This is a genomic window from Thermoflexibacter ruber (assembly GCF_900113045.1).
Classification (GTDB): domain Bacteria; phylum Bacteroidota; class Bacteroidia; order Cytophagales; family Thermoflexibacteraceae; genus Thermoflexibacter; species Thermoflexibacter ruber.
On the sequence record NZ_FONY01000009.1, the window covers coordinates 1 to 17,236 of the forward strand.

General features: G+C 37.1%; 14 protein-coding genes. 6 read left to right on the forward strand and 8 right to left on the reverse strand.

Annotation, left to right across the window (positions count from 1 at the left end):
* Positions 1–38 precede the first annotated feature (38 nt).
* Entirely contained in the window at positions 39–716 is a 678-nt protein-coding gene (locus tag BM141_RS06410) for a Uma2 family endonuclease (protein ID WP_177217288.1), read from the reverse strand.
* 188 nt (positions 717–904) lie between these two features.
* Here BM141_RS06410 and BM141_RS06415 point away from each other — a divergent pair, with 188 nt between their 5' ends.
* A complete protein-coding gene (locus tag BM141_RS06415; protein ID WP_091542334.1) occupies positions 905–1,942 on the forward strand; it encodes a CapA family protein in 1,038 nt (345 codons plus the stop codon).
* A gap of 6 nt (positions 1,943–1,948) precedes the next feature.
* On the opposite strand, the gene BM141_RS06420 is transcribed toward BM141_RS06415, so the two are convergent.
* Complete coding sequence (locus BM141_RS06420; protein WP_091542035.1) at positions 1,949–2,377, reverse strand: c-type cytochrome; 429 nt, start codon at positions 2,375–2,377, stop codon at positions 1,949–1,951.
* Positions 2,378–2,493: 116 nt separating this feature from the next.
* On the opposite strand from BM141_RS06420, the gene BM141_RS06425 reads away from it, so the two are divergent.
* Positions 2,494–3,195 carry a response regulator transcription factor gene (locus BM141_RS06425; RefSeq protein ID WP_091542038.1) on the forward strand — a complete coding sequence of 234 codons (702 nt, stop codon included), beginning with the start codon at positions 2,494–2,496 and terminating at the stop codon, positions 3,193–3,195.
* A gap of 7 nt (positions 3,196–3,202) precedes the next feature.
* Here BM141_RS06425 and BM141_RS06430 read toward each other — a convergent pair whose 3' ends face one another.
* The 5 genes from BM141_RS06430 to BM141_RS06450 all read right to left on the reverse strand — a co-directional run bounded on the left by BM141_RS06430 (position 3,203) and on the right by BM141_RS06450 (position 11,428).
* A complete protein-coding gene (locus BM141_RS06430; RefSeq protein WP_091542041.1) occupies positions 3,203–4,663 on the reverse strand; it encodes a BamA/TamA family outer membrane protein in 1,461 nt (486 codons plus the stop codon).
* A gap of 205 nt (positions 4,664–4,868) precedes the next feature.
* Positions 4,869–5,540 carry a Uma2 family endonuclease gene (locus BM141_RS06435; protein WP_091542044.1) on the reverse strand — a complete coding sequence of 224 codons (672 nt, stop codon included), beginning with the start codon at positions 5,538–5,540 and terminating at the stop codon, positions 4,869–4,871.
* A 67-nt stretch (positions 5,541–5,607) separates the two neighbouring features.
* Positions 5,608–6,897: a replication-associated recombination protein A gene (locus tag BM141_RS06440; RefSeq protein ID WP_091542046.1), complete on the reverse strand. Its 1,290-nt coding sequence runs from the start codon at positions 6,895–6,897 to the stop codon at positions 5,608–5,610.
* 37 nt (positions 6,898–6,934) lie between these two features.
* Positions 6,935–8,353, reverse strand: a complete 1,419-nt coding sequence (locus tag BM141_RS06445; RefSeq protein WP_091542049.1) for a DUF2231 domain-containing protein — start codon at positions 8,351–8,353, stop codon at positions 6,935–6,937.
* 333 nt (positions 8,354–8,686) lie between these two features.
* On the reverse strand, positions 8,687–11,428 hold the full coding sequence (locus BM141_RS06450; protein ID WP_091542052.1) for a PAS domain-containing protein: 2,742 nt from the start codon (positions 11,426–11,428) through the stop codon (positions 8,687–8,689).
* A 477-nt stretch (positions 11,429–11,905) separates the two neighbouring features.
* Between BM141_RS06450 and BM141_RS06455 the strand changes: the two genes are divergently transcribed.
* From BM141_RS06455 to BM141_RS06470, 4 genes are all read left to right on the forward strand, one after another.
* Positions 11,906–13,246: a M20 metallopeptidase family protein gene (locus BM141_RS06455; RefSeq protein WP_091542055.1), complete on the forward strand. Its 1,341-nt coding sequence runs from the start codon at positions 11,906–11,908 to the stop codon at positions 13,244–13,246.
* Positions 13,247–13,505: 259 nt separating this feature from the next.
* Positions 13,506–13,742: an AbrB/MazE/SpoVT family DNA-binding domain-containing protein gene (locus tag BM141_RS06460; RefSeq protein WP_091542337.1), complete on the forward strand. Its 237-nt coding sequence runs from the start codon at positions 13,506–13,508 to the stop codon at positions 13,740–13,742.
* 3 nt (positions 13,743–13,745) lie between these two features.
* The gene (locus BM141_RS06465; protein ID WP_317039435.1) at positions 13,746–14,072 is read left to right on the forward strand and encodes a type II toxin-antitoxin system PemK/MazF family toxin; all 327 of its coding nucleotides are present in this window, start codon (positions 13,746–13,748) and stop codon (positions 14,070–14,072) included.
* A gap of 69 nt (positions 14,073–14,141) precedes the next feature.
* On the forward strand, positions 14,142–14,861 hold the full coding sequence (locus BM141_RS06470; RefSeq protein WP_091542058.1) for a DUF697 domain-containing protein: 720 nt from the start codon (positions 14,142–14,144) through the stop codon (positions 14,859–14,861).
* Positions 14,862–14,964: 103 nt separating this feature from the next.
* On the opposite strand, the gene BM141_RS06475 is transcribed toward BM141_RS06470, so the two are convergent.
* Complete coding sequence (locus BM141_RS06475) at positions 14,965–17,139, reverse strand: protein kinase domain-containing protein (RefSeq protein WP_091542059.1); 2,175 nt, start codon at positions 17,137–17,139, stop codon at positions 14,965–14,967.
* Positions 17,140–17,236 lie beyond the last annotated feature (97 nt).

Sequence of the window (17,236 nt, forward strand, 5' to 3'; positions counted from 1 at the left end):
CTTATTTCCATATAATTACGCTTAAATGCAAAGCCAAATTAAAAAATTTCTCCTGTATTTATTACTAAACCTTCTATGACCTTACTTTGAATAGGGCTGCCTTTTGCTACTTGCTCGGCTAATTGCATTACACCGTTTTCATTGTGATAAATCTCTATACTTGCTTTTTCTACATTCACTATCCAATACTCTATTACTCCATAGTTGCCGTAAACTTTCATTTTTTCTTCATAATCTTGGTGCATAGTACTTTCTGAAAGAATTTCTATCACTAAATCAGGCGCACCGTATGTGTATTTATCCGTAACGATGTGTTTTCTTTGCTCTGAAACAAAAAATAAATCTGGCTGATAGACATTGCCCTCATCAAAATATACATCAGCAGGAGCATATAAAAGTCTGCCTCCCAATTTAGCATTTTTTATATATGCTTTAATAAGAAAATGAAGTTCTCCTGAAACTTCTTGGTGTTTGTTAAATGGTGAAGGCATATAAACGAGTTGATAGTTAATGAGTTGATAAGGAGCATTTTCAGGAAGTTGCTCATAGTCTGCTTGTGTGTAGCGTTTTTTGGGGTCTATCTTGCCCACTACATAGCTTTGCTCTTTTTCATGCCAAAAAAGAATTGCTTGCTCACTGAGCAAAAGGTAGTTTTTCCCTTTGATGAGTTTTTCTAAATCTACTTTTTCATAAAACTTTTTTGTGTTTATTTCCATATGTATTGGCATTGTCTTTTACAAATTTAGCAATTTTATTGACTAATTGAAAGTCTTGTGTCCAAAGAAAATATCTCTATACAAAAGTTAAAAAAATATCACCAATGTCTAAAATTTGCGTCAAATAAATAAAGCTATTACTTTTGGGAGAAATCAAATTTGAAACTACTCATTTAAAACTTAATAAGATGAGAAAAATAATACTCGCCTTTTTTACATTTTTACATCTTCATTTTCAAGGCTTTGCCCAGGTAGATACAGTTACAGTCATAGGTGTAGGCGACATTATGCTCGGCTCTAATTATCCTTCGGAAGCCTATCTTCCTGCTAATCAAGGAAAAGATTTGTTAGCCGAAGTCAATGATATTTTGCGAAACGCCACAGTTACTTTTGGAAACTTAGAAGGGACTATCCTTAATAGCGGTGGGACAATCAAAAAATGCTCTAATCCAAATATTTGCTATGCTTTTAGAATGTCTGAGTATCTGATAGATAACTTGGTAACTGCGGGATTTGATGTACTCAGCATTGCTAATAATCACGTAGGCGATTTTGGAGAGGAAGGAAAAAGAAATGCAGTAAAGGTATTAAAAGAAAAAGGCTTGTACTATGCAGGGCTAACCTCTTGCCCTACCGTAGTTTTTGAGAAAAATGGAATAAAATTTGGCATGGTTGCCTTTGCTCCTAACAACGGCACGGTGAATATCAATGACCTCCCCAATGCCATTAGCTTAGTCAAGCAACTTACTCAACAAGCTGATATTGTGATAGTTTCTTTTCATGGGGGAGCAGAAGGCACGAATCATCAAAGAGTTACTCGTAAAACAGAAACTTTTTTTGGGGAGAACAGAGGCAATGTCTATGAGTTTGCTCACCAAATGATTGATGCAGGAGCAGACATTGTTTTTGGACACGGTCCTCACGTTACTCGTGCTGTGGAGATATATAAAGACCGATTCATTGCGTATAGCTTAGGTAATTTCTGTACTTACAAGCAGTTTAACCTCAAAGGAGTAAGTGGCTTAGCTCCTATTGTCAAGGTTTTTACTGACACACAAGGTAAGTTTTTCAAAGCCCATATTACCCCTATCTACCAACCACATCCAGGGGGGGTAGCTCTTGATAAAGAAAAAAGAGTTATTGATATTATTAGGAATCTTACTAAGTTGGATTTTCCAGAAGTTCCTATTCAAATAGATGCCAATGGGTGGATTACAAAGAAATAACAAGGTTCATTGGCATTGTCTAAGTCTTTCTTTGACCTCCTCGTCTTTCACTCTTTCTTGGCTACCTGCCCACTTACTGTTGATATAAGTAAGAATTTGGGCAATATGTCGGTCTGAGAGTCCTTCGTTGGCAGGCATTGAAAGGTTGTATTTTTGTCCATTGACCTCTATTTCGCCTGTTAGTCCGTACTTAACAATGCAAGCTAAGCTATTTTTGTATTTTATTAGATAATCCGCCCCTGCCAAAGGAGGAATCAGTTTGCGCAGTCCTGTGCCATCTCTTTGGTGGCAGTTCGCACACTTCTGCTCGTAAAGCCTCTGCCCTTCTGAAATATATACTTGCAACTTTACTGTTTCTGCATCTTGACAGGAAGTAAAAAGTAGTGCAATTAGTAAAATAAAAAAGAAGAACTTTAAATAACAAGCCTGCCTCATAAGCCTAACTTATCGAAGATTGTTTGGAAAAAATATAATTTTGTAAAGTAAATAACGACAAAACAAATATACTTGCAAAAGAATCTACATTTTTGACAATGATATTGTTTTAAAAAATGCAAACCAACAGAATAAAAATACTTTTTGCTGAGGATGACCTAAGTCTGGGTTTTGTAACCAAAGATAATTTAGAGTTACAAGGCTATGAGGTAGTTCACTGTGAAAATGGACAAATTGCTTGGGAAACCTTCCAAAAAGACAGTTTTGATATATGTATTTTAGATGTGATGTTGCCTAAATTAGATGGATTTAATTTAGCAAAACAGATACGTGCAGTTAATCAAGATGTACCTATCTTATTTCTTACTGCCAAATCCTTGAAAGAAGACAAACTTACAGGACTTAGAATTGGGGCAGATGACTACATTACTAAGCCTTTTAGTATAGAAGAGTTAGTGCTGAAAATAGAAGTTTTCTTAAAGCGAAGTAAAGTTATTTCAAGTGAAAAAAACCACAATACTACTTTTTACCTTGGTAATTATATTTTTGATTATGCTAATCTTACGCTTATTCATGGTCAAGAAAAACAACAACTTACCCAGCGAGAAGCAGATATATTGAACTATTTTTGCCAAAATTCAGGAAAAGTGCTGCGTAGAGATGAGATTCTGATGAATATTTGGGGCGATGATGATTATTTCATAGGTAGAAGTCTGGACGTTTTTATTTCTCGCCTTCGTAAATACCTCAAAAATGACCCGCGTATCAGCATTGAGAATATACACAGTGTAGGGTTTAAGATGTTAGTAAAAGAGTAACAAACAATTAAAAATCTGCTTCAAAGCCAAAGAAGAATCCCCACTCGCCTTGCCTATTGCGAGAATACTCAAATCTCCAAAGTAAACTGTTGTAAATCAATACGTCCAAACCTATTCCCTTGCCCCAGAGCATAGTATTAGTTAGTCTTTTGTTACTTTCTGCTACAAAGTCATTTTTAATGTAACCCACATCTGAATAGGTTTTCAGATAGGCGGCTATGGGTAAGGTACTGAACTGCTCCAAAGGCATAAATTTTCTTAGGTTTGCTCTTATAGAAAAAAGTCGCCAGCGCAAAGTATTTTTCCAGATACCAAAATGTTGCCCATCAACTACATATAGCTCATATCCTCTTACAAAATCTCCTCTATAACCAAAACCTTGCAACTCACTGTAAGGACGATAAGAAGGGAAGGAAATAAAACCTCTTACACTTGTAGCAAAAAACAAAGGCATGGAAGCTGTAGATTTGCTAAGATGAAAAAATTTTGCCCCAACAAACTTTATTTCAAACTGATGCAAGTCGTCAAAATTACTTAATCCTTTCTGAGCCACCGAAAAATTTAGATAAGAACCATTGAGCGGATAGGTAGCCATGTCGCGACTATCATGGTTAAAAATGTAATTGAGATAGAAATATCGCTGACTTCGTCCTTGGTTATTCAAATAATCTGGATTAAGCGCATAAATACTATCACTAATAGACTGATAATCAAAGCCTGCAATGAAATGATGCGTATTGTAAAATGCTTTTCTTTTTGAAAAGCCCAAAGAAGTCCAAAATCTTTCTCGTAAAACATCTTCACTTCGCAGGAAGGAAAGTTTGTTATCATCGGTGCGGTATGCCAAATTTTTATTTTGAGCAAAATCTATTTTAAAAACAAGCCCTGTGGTTTGGTCGCGATTGATATAGGGAATTTTGTATTCTATGCCGTATCTTTCCACAAAACCCAACTGCACCAACAGCTTCAAGGTTTCATTTCTCCCTCTTACATTTTCTTGGGTAAGCCTAAGTCCATAGTTTACCCTGCTCATATCCCGATTGCGTTGTTTCCACCATTCATTGAAATTACGGTCTGCCAGCTCAAAAATAGGAATAGGGTATAGATACCACCGCTCTACCAAACTTACTAAAAGGTTGATGGTATCTCCTTTTACAGGAATCGGGTACACATCTACCACCACGAATAGCCTTGTATTGAATATTTTATTGGCTTCTTTTTGCAAAACCGAGTCTATATTAGCCTTAGCAATTCTATCCCCCTTCTTGTATGCCATTTCTCGCAGAATGATGCGGTCTATCGTCTTTTGATGACATTCTATCAATACATCTTTAATGTAAAAACTATCCGTCTTGACGATATTGGACTGGGCAAGTGCTTGCTGTTCTAAAGCCAAGTAAGTAAAAATACAAAAGGTCGATACAATCAAGGCTAATAAATTCCTTAATTTTTGATTTGTTAGTAGCATACTTATATGGAGAGGGCAATTAGCCCTAAATTTTCAATTTTCTACAAAACTAAGGCAAATGCTTGGAAATAAAGAAGTGTTTAAGAAGACTTAACACTGTTAAAGTGAGTTAATTACGTAGATGAAAGTGAACGATTGGATGGGCAGGATTTGCTGTATAAGTTCTTGGCAGTTTATAAAATCAAGTAAATTTTTATGCTGGCTCTTATTCGCTTTCACTAAACTCTACACCCTCATAAATTTCCTTTAAACTTACTTGGAAACCAATGCTTTGAATAGAGAGTAATTTATCTAAACCTTTTAAAATTTCTTGCTGCCAAAGATTTTCACTTAGGCGAGAGTAAGCTACTACGAGCGGCTGGTCTTGGGAAATCAGGATATAAGATTGTAAGCTATCTATGCTTTGGTACTCGTCTAATTTTTCGTTCTTATCCTTAGATTGTGTAGATTTTGACAACACCTCTACCACTACCACTGGTGTAAGCACACGATGCAGTTCATCTCTGCGATTATTGCTTTTATCGACTACTATTACATCAGGAATGCGAGTTTTGCCATTCAGAGGAATATAAACCATTGTGCCTTGTGCAAAGATATGAAATTTTTTATTTTGCAAGGCATAGAGAAACATTCTGCCGTTGGTATTTTCTATGATAATATCATGTTTTTCGGTTGCCATAGGGAAAGGGAAGGTTAGTTCTTTTTCATCAAAATCATCACTCAAAATATAATCTACAAGGTCAGCAGGGAGGGGCTTTGTCCCATGAACAGGGATAAACTGCCCGTCTGCAAACTCCACTTTCTGTTCAGTGATTTTCTCGATAAACTTAGCAAAATCTGCTTCTGTATAAGTCTTTTCTTTAATTTTTGTCAGCATAAACTTTTAGTCATTTAAGTCAAAGTTACATTTTTTTCTGAACAAATAGTCAATCTCTCTTACTTTTTTAATACCCATACTTTTCTTTCCAAAGTTGTTTAAGTCTTGCTCTCATTTCATTTTCTCTTGGGTTATTAGCAGGTTCGTAGAGTTTTGTTCCTGCCATTTTCTCAGGTAAATACTCTTGCAGGGCAAAGTTTAGAGGATAGTCGTGTGCATACTGATACCCTTTGCCATATCCTTCATTTTTCATGAGTTTGGTAGGGGCATTTCGGAGGTGCATAGGAACGGGCAAATCGCCTGTCTGCCTTACTACCTCGAGGGCTTTCTCTATAGCTACGTAGCTGGTATTGCTTTTGGGAGAGTTTGCCAAATAGATAGCGGTTTGAGAAAGAATAATTCGTGCTTCTGGATACCCTACATAAGATACAGCTTGAAAACAGTTGGTCGCCAACGCCAAAGCGGTAGGATTAGCATTCCCAATGTCTTCCGAAGCCAAGATAAGCATTCTGCGGGCAATAAAAAGAGGGTCTTCGCCACCTTCTATCATGCGCGCCAGCCAATATACTGAGGCATTGGGGTCGCTTCCACGCATAGATTTGATGAAAGCAGAGATAATGTCGTAGTGCTGCTCGCCACTTTTGTCGTACAAGACTGTTTTTTGTTGAACTGCTTGTTGCACAAGTTCATCAGTCAAAACAATATTCTCGTCAGTAGAATTTTCAAAGGCAAAGTTTACTGCTGTTTCTAAAATATTGAGCAATTTGCGTCCATCGCCTCCCGAGAGTCTAAGCAGGGCTTCGGTTTCTTTCAGTAAGATTTTTCTCTGTTGATGAATATGCTCTCTTTCCAAAAACTTAATAGCATTGCTTAAAAGCTGGTTTAAGTCATTGGTTTCTAATGGATACAGACGATACACATGACAACGAGAAAGCAAGGCGGAATTGACCTCGAAAGAAGGATTTTCCGTAGTCGCTCCTATGAGGGTAATGATGCCTTTTTCCACTGCACCAAGCAGGGCATCTTGTTGGGATTTATTAAAGCGATGAATTTCATCTATAAAAAGGATAGTAGCTGCCTGAGAATGTGCTTTTTCTATGACTTCTCTCACTTCTTTTACGCCTGAGCTAATGGCACTCAAAGTAAAAAAAGGTTTGGCTAAGGTCTTGGCAATCAGCATAGCCAAAGTGGTTTTGCCTACGCCAGCTTGTCCCCAAAAAATCATAGAACTGATTTTCTGATTAGCAAGCATTTTTCTGATGACTCCACTTTGCCCAACCAAATGCTTTTGCCCTATGAAGTCATCTAAGGTTTGAGGTCTAAGTCGCTCTGCCAGAGGGATATATGTATTTTGCATAAGTAATGACAGTACAATTTTATATCAGCAAGGCTACTTACAACTTTTTAGTAATCAAACTATCCAAAGTAGCTTTGTCCATTCCTGTATCTATTTTGAGCAAAGGTTTGGCTTTTTGCAAATCAGCTACGCCAGCGTGAGTTACAGCAGTCTGCCAAAGATAAAGACTTCTCAAGTAAGGTAGTTTTTCCAAAGATTTTAAACCTACATCACTTACTTTTGTGCCGTACAGATTGAGGTATTGGAGATTAGTTAGCGATGCTAAATGTTTTAGCCCTTCATCAGAGATATTGGTAAGTTCTAAGCGCAACTCGGTTAAGTTTTTAAAATTAGAGAGCTTACTTAACTGATTATCTGTTATATTAGTTCTTTTCAAGTCCAGCCAAGTGGTTTGCTCGGCTATTTTTTGTAAAGCCTCTAACTGAGCATCGCTTATATCTTGGCTGATTTTTACTTGCAAAAATGGTGAATTGTGGGCAATAGGGTTAATGTCTATTTTTAGTTTTCTAAGTGACTCTATGACCGTACTCTCGGCGGGACTTGCCTTTAAGTTAGGAAGTACATCTGCAATACTTGCTTTAGCGAGATTGTCTTTACCAACTTTTAAAATGCTGGCTACTTCTTCCGTAATTTTCAGTTCACGAACTTTTTTATTGAAGTCTGCTCCTTCATCTATCCACCAAGCCAATAGTTTGGTTTCTTCTTCTGTCATTGGCTCTTTGCCCTCTGGAGGCATAGCATACTCATCGGTTCTTGGCAAGGTAACAGCGATGTAAATACCGCTTTCTTTGGCATTTCCTGCTTTGAAAATCGCTCCATGCTCACCTCCTTTGAGAAAATGCTCAGCATCAGCCAAAATCAAATCCCCTTTTTTCTTCTCTACATTATGACAACTCACGCATTTTTTTTCTAAAATAGGCAGAATTACATCCTCGAAAACAACTGCTTCCTTCATGTCGGTAGGTTTTACTCTTTTTTTCTTTACATCGCTGATGCCTACTAACTGCTTGAGGGGAGCAGGCATATATTCGGTTAAGTAATTTTCTCCATGTGTAAGCGAACCGCCATAATGCCCTGCCAAAGTTAAAGTAGCTAATAAGATAAACCAGAGAAAAAGGTATGCCTTAGAAAAAGTCAAATTACCTCTGTTGGTAATACGCCACCTTAGCAGCCATAAGAGCAGGGTCATTACTGCCGTGCCTATGCCAAACCATTGGTGAACAAGGAGTAATTCTTCATTGTACCCTCCCTCTTGTGCTAAAAAGTAGCCCATGGTAGCGGTAATAACTGCGGTCAATGAACCAAAGAAAAGTACAAAATTGACTGAGGTACTTAAATACCTAAAAGGCTTAAAGCGGGAGAAAATCTCCATGAAGAAAGCTATTAGTACCATGCCAATAGGCAGGTGCAGAAAGGTAGGGTGGAAGCGTCCAAAGAAAAGAGCAAGGTCAGTCATAATCAATTTACTAAATAATATTTTGATAACAAAGCAGTTCAAGTGCAAGTTAAAAAATATTTGTTTGAGTATGAAAATTAAAGTGTTATATTTTGTATGTATTTATCAAGGAGAATTTTAGAAAATAAACTTCTATCTGTAAACCTGTTGGGCTGCTTTTTTAGGTTTAACGTGATTTATTTATTAGACTTCTTGCGAAAGTGTTTTTTTATCGCTTCACCCCTGCCCCTCTCCTTCTGAGAGGGAAAATAGGCACTTTTGCAAGAACTCTGTTGACAAAATTGTGTCAGCTATTTTGAAGCTAAGAGAGAGAGAGTAACTTTTCCTATCATTTTATATACTCAACCCCATTACTAAAATATCATCTATTTGCTTATATTTTTCATTTAACCAACCTCTTAGTACTTTTTCTAAGGTGCTATGCTGCTCTTGAGCAGAGAGATGGTGAATTTGGAAAAGTAATTCTCTGAATTGTTTAGACATAAATTTTCTACCTTCGTTACCGCCAAATTGGTCTTGAAAACCGTCTGAGTACAGGTAAATGGTAGTAGGCTTGTCCAAATTGATTTGATGTACAGAAAAAATCTGGTTTTTGTATGCCATAAAGCCTCCTCCAATAGGTCTTTTATCTCCTTTAATAAGGTGTAGTTGGTTTTCTTGTATATACACAAGAGGATGGATAGCTCCAGAGAAATACAGTATTTGCTTTTCTCGGTCTAAACAACAAAGGCTAATGTCCATGCCATCGCGAAGGGTTTGAGAGTGTTGTCCGTACTTACTCATTGCGGTATGCACCTCTTCGTTAAGTATTCGCAAAATATCTCCTGTGTTAATAATTTCTTGCTCTTTAACTATTTGATTGAGTTTGCTAATACCAATCATACTCATAAAGGCACCTGGTACACCATGACCTGTGCAGTCTGCTACTGCAAAAAAGCAATATCTCTTTTTGTTTTCAAAATCTTTGTGCGTGTTAAGATAGTCCACAGAGTATTCTCCGCTTTCTGCGACCCAGTAAAAATCTCCGCTTACTATATCGCGAGGCTGGTAAAAAATAAAATAGTCCAGCATTAACTCCTCAAGTTCCTCAGGAGTTGGGAGCATAGCTTCTTGGATACGTTTTGCATAGCGAATACTACTTTCTATCTCATTTTTTTTGTGTTCTATCTCTGCTTTTTGTAAAGAAATTTCTTGTGTACGTAGCAGTACTTTCTCCTCCAAACCCTCATTAGCTTCTTTAAGTTGTGTCTGCGTCGTGAGTAGTTCTGCATTAATTCGAGTTAGTTCAGTTTCTTTTATTTTTAAAGCCTTATTTATTTCTAAAGATTCAAAAAGCAACTGTTCTATTTGCTTAGCTTGGCGTACTTGCTCAGTAATATCAAAACGCACGCTGATGTACTTGATAGGTAAGCCTTTTTCATCTAAAATAGGAGCAATAGTAGTATCTACCCAATAGGCATTCCCATCTTTGGCTCTATTTTTAAGTATTCCCTTGAAAGTACCTCCATTTTTTATAGTTTTCCACATTTCTTGGAAGACTTCTTTGGGGGTATCAGGGTGTCTGACGATACTGTGCGGTTTGCCTATACACTCTTCTAAAGAGTATTTTGAAGTTTCGCAGAAGCGTCTGTTGGCATAAATAATAGTTCCGTAAAGGTCTGCTTCTGTAACGATAGCAGATTGATTAAGCACATTAATTCTTGCGGCAAGTTCATTTTTTATCTTTTCATTTTCTTTCATTTGCTTTTGTAAAGCCTCACCTTGTACTTGCAACTGCTCTGTTTTTTCTTCTGACTCTGCCAATAAATGTTCTACTCTCTCCAAATACTCCATGCGTTCAGTAACATCAAACCTTACCCCAATATATCGGGTCACTCTTCCATTCGCATCTAAAACGGGCGCAATGTTGGTTTCTACCCAGTAAGCACTACCATCTTTGCGTTTATTTTTAAAGGTAGCATGAAAAACTTTTCCTGCTTTAATGGTCTGCCACATTTCTCGGAAAAGCTCTTTGGGCGTATCAGGGTGTCTAATAATATTATGTGGTTTGCCTATACATTCTTCTATACTATATTGAGACACCTCACAAAATTTCTCATTGGCATAGGTAATATTTCCAAAAATATCTGATTCTGTTACTAAAGCAGCAATATTGAGTACTTTATCTCTTGCGGCTAATTCATTTTTGATAAGTTCAGTCTGTTCCATTTTCTCTTTAAGTTGTTCTTGCACAGCCCGAATCTCCTCAAAATTCTGACGCAGTTCTTCTTCTTGGGCTCTAAGGTTTTCTGTAAGCATTTGCGATTCAGCGAGTAGCCGTGAGTTTTCTTGGTTTTGTTTTATTTCTATGATGGTAGCCGCAATGCTCTCAGCAATTTTTTCTAAAAATGCTAATTGATAATCAGCCATTTTTTCTATAAATACACCCTCAACTACTCCAGCTAATTTATGGTTAAAGTATAAAGGCAAAATCACCACATTCTGAGGCTGGATATTCAAAAAGGCAGACTTGACTAAATATTTTTCTTGTGTTGTTTCTTGAATATTTTGGATAACGAGGGCTTGCTCTTTGTGAAGAATATGCCCGTATAAACCTTGCCTTACACTGATACGTTGGGGGAAAGACAAGTCAAAACCTAAAGAAGTAATTAATTCTAATTCTTCTTTGGATTCGGTAGTAACAAAGAACCCTACTGCTGTCATGCCTGCATAACCGCACAAAAATTTAGTAAGCTTACTGCCTAAATCAGTTAAATTCTCATCATGCTCGTGCAAAATATCCATTACTTGCGTAATGCCTTCTGTTTGCCAAGCAGCTTCTTGTTGCTTTCTATCCAAAGCATGCAACTGCTTGGCATTGTTGCGAAAGTGTTTAAAAAGTCGCCCTACAGCAAAACTAATAAGTATGAAAGTTAAAATGTTGCTTACCAGAGAAATATGGGGTAAGTAATCCACAAAAAAACCTTGGTAGTGTAGCCAAAGTATAATAAGCGTAAGTAGCACATCTCCTACTAATAAAGTCCCTGCCAAAAACAACATTAAGAGAAGGCTATTTTTGTTAGTAATATACTTCATTCAAAATAGTTTAGAATTTGATTACACATACTTAAAAAGGACATTTAATAAAGGTGTAATAATGTTGATAGTGTTAAAGATATAACGCTTTGTTGCTGTTAATAATATCTCGCAACAGTATGTTAGCATTACTTGTTGCCCTCTATACTATTCTTTACATGCAAAGATAACCTTTCCTACATAGACAGAACAATGATAAATATCACTATTTTATGCTCAAATCATCAGTACTTATGAAATAACTTTATCATTACTTGATTTTTATACTAAAAACTTTGTAATTTTCTCTAAAATATGATAGCATTTCTTATTACATGATTAGGTTACATAACTGTTATGAATACATGAATTAAATTCTATTGGTGAATTTGTAGCCGTTATAGAACTAAGAATTTTATAAGAAAAGATTATTTATCATACATCTGAAAATATCACCCATATTTTAATCTTAAACATAATTTTCAAATTGCAATTTCTATGAAAATACCGAGCCTGATTTGTATCATCTTGCTGAGTGTCTTTTCCCCAAACTTCGCCCAAAAAGATATTTCCTCGCAAATCTCAGTCATCGCAGAGAAGGAATATCCACGTTTAGATGAACTTTATAAGTACCTACACGCCAATCCTGAACTATCCAACATGGAGAAAAATACCTCTGCCAGAGTAGCTAAAGAATTGAGAGAGGCAGGCTTTGAGGTAACTGAAAACGTAGGAGGCTATGGGGTAGTAGGTGTACTAAAAAATGGAGAAGGAAAAACCATCTTGGTCAGAGCGGACATGGACGGCTTACCTATCAAAGAGGAAACGGGCTTGCCCTATGCAAGTAAAATCACGACCAAAGACGACAAAGGTACAGACCAGCCCGCTATGCACGCTTGCGGGCATGATATACACATAAGCGTGCTAATCGGTACTGCCAGAGCCATGAGCCAGCTCAAAAATCAGTGGAAAGGAACAATTGTGTTCATAGGACAGCCTGCGGAGGAGAAAGTACAAGGGGCTTATGCCATGCTCAAAGACGGTCTTTATACACGCTTCCCGCGCCCCGATTATATACTTGGCTTGCACGCAAGTGCTTCTCTGCCTGCGGGAAAGGTAGGTTACTGTCCTGAATATGCTTTAGCAAATGTGAACTCCGTCAATATCACTGTCTATGGTGAGGGAGGACATGGAGCGTATCCGCATACTACCAAAGACCCCATAGTCCTTTCTGCTTACCTGATTACCCAGATACAGACCATTGTAAGTCGCCAAACTTCCCCGCTTGAGCCTTGTGTAGTTACCGTTGGTTCGATTCATGGAGGGAGCAAACACAATATTATTCCTAACGAAGTCAAGTTACAGCTTACACTTCGCTCTTATTCTGAAAAAGTACGCCAAAATACCATTGAAAGCATTAAACAAATATGTAAGGGGTTGGCTATAGCCGCAGGCTTGCCTGAAAGTAAGTTCCCCAAAGTAGAAATAGAGAACGAAACAGGCTTTGCCCTATACAACAATCCTGAACTAACGGAAAAAGTAGTGAAATCTTTGAAAAGTGCTATTGGTGAAAATAATGTAGAGAAAGTTCCTCCCGTCATGGCGGCAGAAGATTTTGGAGAATTAGGTAAGGTAGAACCACCGATTCCTGTATGCCTGTATTGGTTAGGTACAGTGGCACAGGAAAAATACAATGAGAGCCAAGCTACAGGTTTGCAACTGCCACCGTTGCACTCTTCCTTATACGCACCCTTGCCAGAGCCAAGCATCAAAACAGGAGTAAAAACCATGACTAAGGCAGTCATAGACCTATTGGCAGATGGAAGCAAGAAAAAATAAAATCTTAGAAAAAATTTTGCACCTATTTTCAACTATCTTCGTTTAACTAATGGGCTTCTTTCAAAAAAATTATTTATTAGCAAATGTTTGAAAGGTAGATTTTATAGATTAAATCTGCGTTTTATTGACTGGCTTACATATATTTTGGATATGGAATTAAGTCTGATAAATTTCCTTATCAAAGGAAAAGAGTAAGGAGTTGAAACTAAGATGGCAGTAAATACGTTGTAATTACAAAAACATCTAAATCTCGATGACTATGCAAGTTTCAGTAGTACAAATTGGTAATTCAAAAGGTATTCGCCTTAGTAAGACCTTATTAGAGAAATATCATATCACTGATAAGGTTGAGCTTATTTTAGAAAATGACCATATTGTTTTAAAAGCGATTGCCGAGCCGCGAAAAAATTGGGAAGAAGCATTTGCAGAAATGCACCAAAACGGTGATGATAAATTATTGATAGACAGTGTTTTTGAGGACGAGAATTGGGACTAAGTAATGATGACTTATTTACAGTATGAAATTGTTGTTGTCAATTTAGACCCAACAATAGGTAGCGAAATTAAGAAGAAACGTCCTTGCCTAATTGTTTCTCCCAATGAGATGAATAAGCACTTAGCAACTATTATTGTTTGTCCAATTACTTCACAATCAAAAAACTATCCGACAAGAGTAAGTTTTAACTTAGACGGGCAGAAAAATTGGATAGTCATAGACCAAATTCGCACCATAGACAAGAGTCGAGTAACGAAAGCAATTGGCAATTTAGATGAGGAAACGACAGAACAAGTAAAAGCTGTTATTAAAGAAACTTTTGTAGATTAAAAAAATAGCAAAAGGATTGACTTAACAAAAAATCATTTTAAATTTATTACAATAACTCATAACTCCAACATGATAGACTACATTTTTGGCAAAATCAAAGAAAAATTTGAAGATATAGCCAATGAAATTAATCAAAATAAAAGAGCCAAAGCAGATAAAATCGTACAGAATAGCGTACTTTGGACAATAGGAGCAGGTTTTATTCCTATTCCTATCGCAGATATGGTCGCTGTTACTGCTATCCAAGTAGATATGATTAAAAAAATAGGAGAGGTTTACGAAATGAAATCCTCAGAGGCAAATCTCAAATCTTGGATTTCTACCCTTTCAGGTAGCGTTATTTCTCGCTTTGGGGCTGATGCGATAAAGTTTATTCCGGGCATAGGCACTGTGATTGGGGGAATCAGTGTGGCGGTTTTATCAGGAGCATCTACTTATGCAGTAGGGCAGGTTTTCATAGAGCATTTTGAAAATGGAGGCGATTTCACCAATTTCGAAGTAGATAAATTTGTAGATTTCTATAAAAAGCAATTTGAAAGAGGCAAGGCATTTGTAGAGGACTTGCAAAAGAAAAAAGACAACAGCGAGGAAGTTCCCTTTGAGGAGGTCAAAGACGAAAGCAAAACTACTACCTCCGAGCAACCTCCTAAATCTGCTACTAACAGTACCTCCTCGCCTAACGATGAGATAGTAAGGCGTTTGAAAGAACTTTCAGAGCTTCGCCAGCAAGGCATCATCACCGAAGATGAGTTTAAAATGTTGAAAGAAAGACTGTTGAAAGAAGTGTAAAAATGATATTAAGCTGATTTTAACTACTAAATTCATAAACAAAAGAGGCTAACTTTTTCAAGTAGCCTCTTTTGTTTGACTTTGATATGAGTTGTTTTAACTTTCACCAAATTTCCTCAAAATACTGATTATAGACAAATTTGGTCTTAGTATTCGCCAGTGGAACAGGCTCATATTTGCCTTTGTAATTGCGGCGAACTACCTCTAAGATGTCTATTTGCCACTTGTCCAATGCTCTATCCTGTTCGTTTCCATACAAAGTTTTAAATTCGTAGGAATTGACGGTAGGATTGGTAAAAATTTTGGTATAGAGTGTCTTATCTTCTCTAAGAATAGAAAATTTCCACTTGCTAACTTTATAAGCGGCATCGGCATTGTAGTAGGCGGAAAAATTAGTATGAGGAGCTGCACTGATGCTTAGAAAAGGACTTTCAAACTTGTCTTTCCAAAACGGGGTAATATTAATCTTGGGAAGAGGAGGCTGTACTACCTCAAAATCAATTACCTCTACTATCATTCCTCTGTTTTTTAACTTAAAAGTTACTTTCTCAGCGCGGGGAATAAGCGTAACTCTTCCTTTTTGTGCTTTTTCTATGAGTTCTGCTCCCTCTACCTCATAGCTTGGTTGGAAGTGATGCCCTAAATCATGAGCAGAGATAAATAGCTCATTGGCACAGTTGGCATAAAGATAATTAGGTAACTTTTTGATTTTGAGTTTTATATCAAAATAAGAGGCTATTTCCCCGCTTTCTACGGCATGGGCAAATACGGCATCGGCTCGCCTTGCCAAAGTTAAGCTATCATAGGGAATTTCTTGGAGGGCATAGTCGTACTGACTAACCGCCTCTACATATTTTCTTTCTGAAAAGAGTTTTTCCCCAACTTTCAGGAACTTTTGCTTTTTTAAAATTCGCAATTTCCCATCGGCAAATCTGTCTTTGGGTTTGTATCTCAGTGCATAGGCAAAAGAGGAGATAGCACTTTCCGCATCGTCTTTTTCTAAGAAATGAATAGCTTTTTTCACAAAAATCTCATACTGCCTTTGGTTTTCTACCTCTCGTATTTCTTGGATTTTCTGAGAAATGTAAGTTGCCGAAGTACCTATCAAACCGCCTGCAAAAAGCAAAAACAGCATGATGAACTCAGGAGTAATACGTTCTTGGATTTGCACAAATTTTTTCCACCAAGAAACTTTCCTACCTTGAAAAGGCAGTTGTCTTTTATGCTTTTTCCGAGAAAATGTAATCCAACTTTTCTTCTTATCTACTTGTTTATCAACTTTTTCTTTAACAATAATCAGCTTTTTCTTAGGTTTTTCTTCTTCTATTTTGGGAGCATTCAAAACCATGCGAGCATAAGGCAATAAGGCTTCGCACCAATCCATAGCTGTAGGTCTGTCCTCTGGCTTAGTATTGGTATCAAAACATTTTCTAAATAAGAGCTGGATTTCTAAGTCGCTCTGCAAGAATCTTTTATGCGGAGGTGGTACCACTTCAAAATGCTCGCTTTTAGTAAACGGAAACAAGCCGTGCTGAATCAACTGCTCTACATTGTTACAATTTTCGTAAGGTGGCTTACAAGTACCCGTAAAAGGGTGAATGCCAAAAAGAAGTTTGTAAATATTTACTGCCAAGCTAAACCTGTCCCAACTCTCAGGGATTAAATCCTTGTCTATTTTCAGGCTCTCGGAAGGAGAAAACTCAGGTGTATGGGCAGAGGCAGGGTACAAAACTTTTTCATTCTCAACTATTTCAATAGAGTCCATGTCTATCAAAGCAATTTTTCCGTTCGCCTGCACTATTACGTTATCAGGTTTTAAATCTACCATGACATACTTACCCGTTTTGTGGAGTTGGACTACCGCTACTGCCAAGTTAAAAGCCAATTTTAATCGCCAAAAATAGGCTTCTTTGTACTTAAAATCATATTTTTGAAAATCCTTCCCTATGCTTTTAGCCACCTTGCTCCCACACAAATATTCTAACTTTACCCCGTAAGCCATATTCATGGTATAGCCGACAAACTTTCCTTCCTCATACACCAAATCTTTTACCCAAACTATGGCGTTGCTTGCATTACTTAGGTAAGCTGGGGGGTGAGCGAGCATATATTGTATTTTTGCCTCTCGTTCTGCGGTGCGTTTAGAGGGCTTAAAAATTTTAACAATTTGCTTAGAAAAATTTTTTGGGGAAGTAATGTTATATACTTCTCCCTCGCCCCCACTTGCAAACGGCTTGGAGGCGATTTGGATTGGCACATTTTTATCGGTAATTAGCATGGAGGAATGGGTAGTTAAGAGATTTTAGCTTTATTACCAAATATACGAAAAATGATTCTGACAGTTCCTCAAAAAAGTATAATAATTTTGATAAAAT

What these genes read in the sequence shown, in the direction of transcription:
- BM141_RS06450 (WP_091542052.1), bottom strand. Translation starts at nt 11,428, where the DNA reads ATGAAGTATATTACTAACAAAAATAGCCTTCTCTTAATGTTGTTTTTG.
- BM141_RS06430 (WP_091542041.1), bottom strand. Translation starts at nt 4,663, where the DNA reads ATGCTACTAACAAATCAAAAATTAAGGAATTTATTAGCCTTGATTGTA.
- BM141_RS06415 (WP_091542334.1), top strand. Translation starts at nt 905, where the DNA reads ATGAGAAAAATAATACTCGCCTTTTTTACATTTTTACATCTTCATTTT.
- BM141_RS06470 (WP_091542058.1), top strand. Translation starts at nt 14,142, where the DNA reads ATGATAGACTACATTTTTGGCAAAATCAAAGAAAAATTTGAAGATATA.
- BM141_RS06435 (WP_091542044.1), bottom strand. Translation starts at nt 5,540, where the DNA reads ATGCTGACAAAAATTAAAGAAAAGACTTATACAGAAGCAGATTTTGCT.
- BM141_RS06445 (WP_091542049.1), bottom strand. Translation starts at nt 8,353, where the DNA reads ATGACTGACCTTGCTCTTTTCTTTGGACGCTTCCACCCTACCTTTCTG.
- BM141_RS06460 (WP_091542337.1), top strand. Translation starts at nt 13,506, where the DNA reads ATGCAAGTTTCAGTAGTACAAATTGGTAATTCAAAAGGTATTCGCCTT.
- BM141_RS06455 (WP_091542055.1), top strand. Translation starts at nt 11,906, where the DNA reads ATGAAAATACCGAGCCTGATTTGTATCATCTTGCTGAGTGTCTTTTCC.
- BM141_RS06465 (WP_317039435.1), top strand. Translation starts at nt 13,746, where the DNA reads ATGATGACTTATTTACAGTATGAAATTGTTGTTGTCAATTTAGACCCA.
- BM141_RS06420 (WP_091542035.1), bottom strand. Translation starts at nt 2,377, where the DNA reads ATGAGGCAGGCTTGTTATTTAAAGTTCTTCTTTTTTATTTTACTAATT.
- BM141_RS06440 (WP_091542046.1), bottom strand. Translation starts at nt 6,897, where the DNA reads ATGCAAAATACATATATCCCTCTGGCAGAGCGACTTAGACCTCAAACC.
- BM141_RS06425 (WP_091542038.1), top strand. Translation starts at nt 2,494, where the DNA reads ATGCAAACCAACAGAATAAAAATACTTTTTGCTGAGGATGACCTAAGT.
- BM141_RS06410 (WP_177217288.1), bottom strand. Translation starts at nt 716, where the DNA reads ATGGAAATAAACACAAAAAAGTTTTATGAAAAAGTAGATTTAGAAAAA.
- BM141_RS06475 (WP_091542059.1), bottom strand. Translation starts at nt 17,139, where the DNA reads ATGCTAATTACCGATAAAAATGTGCCAATCCAAATCGCCTCCAAGCCG.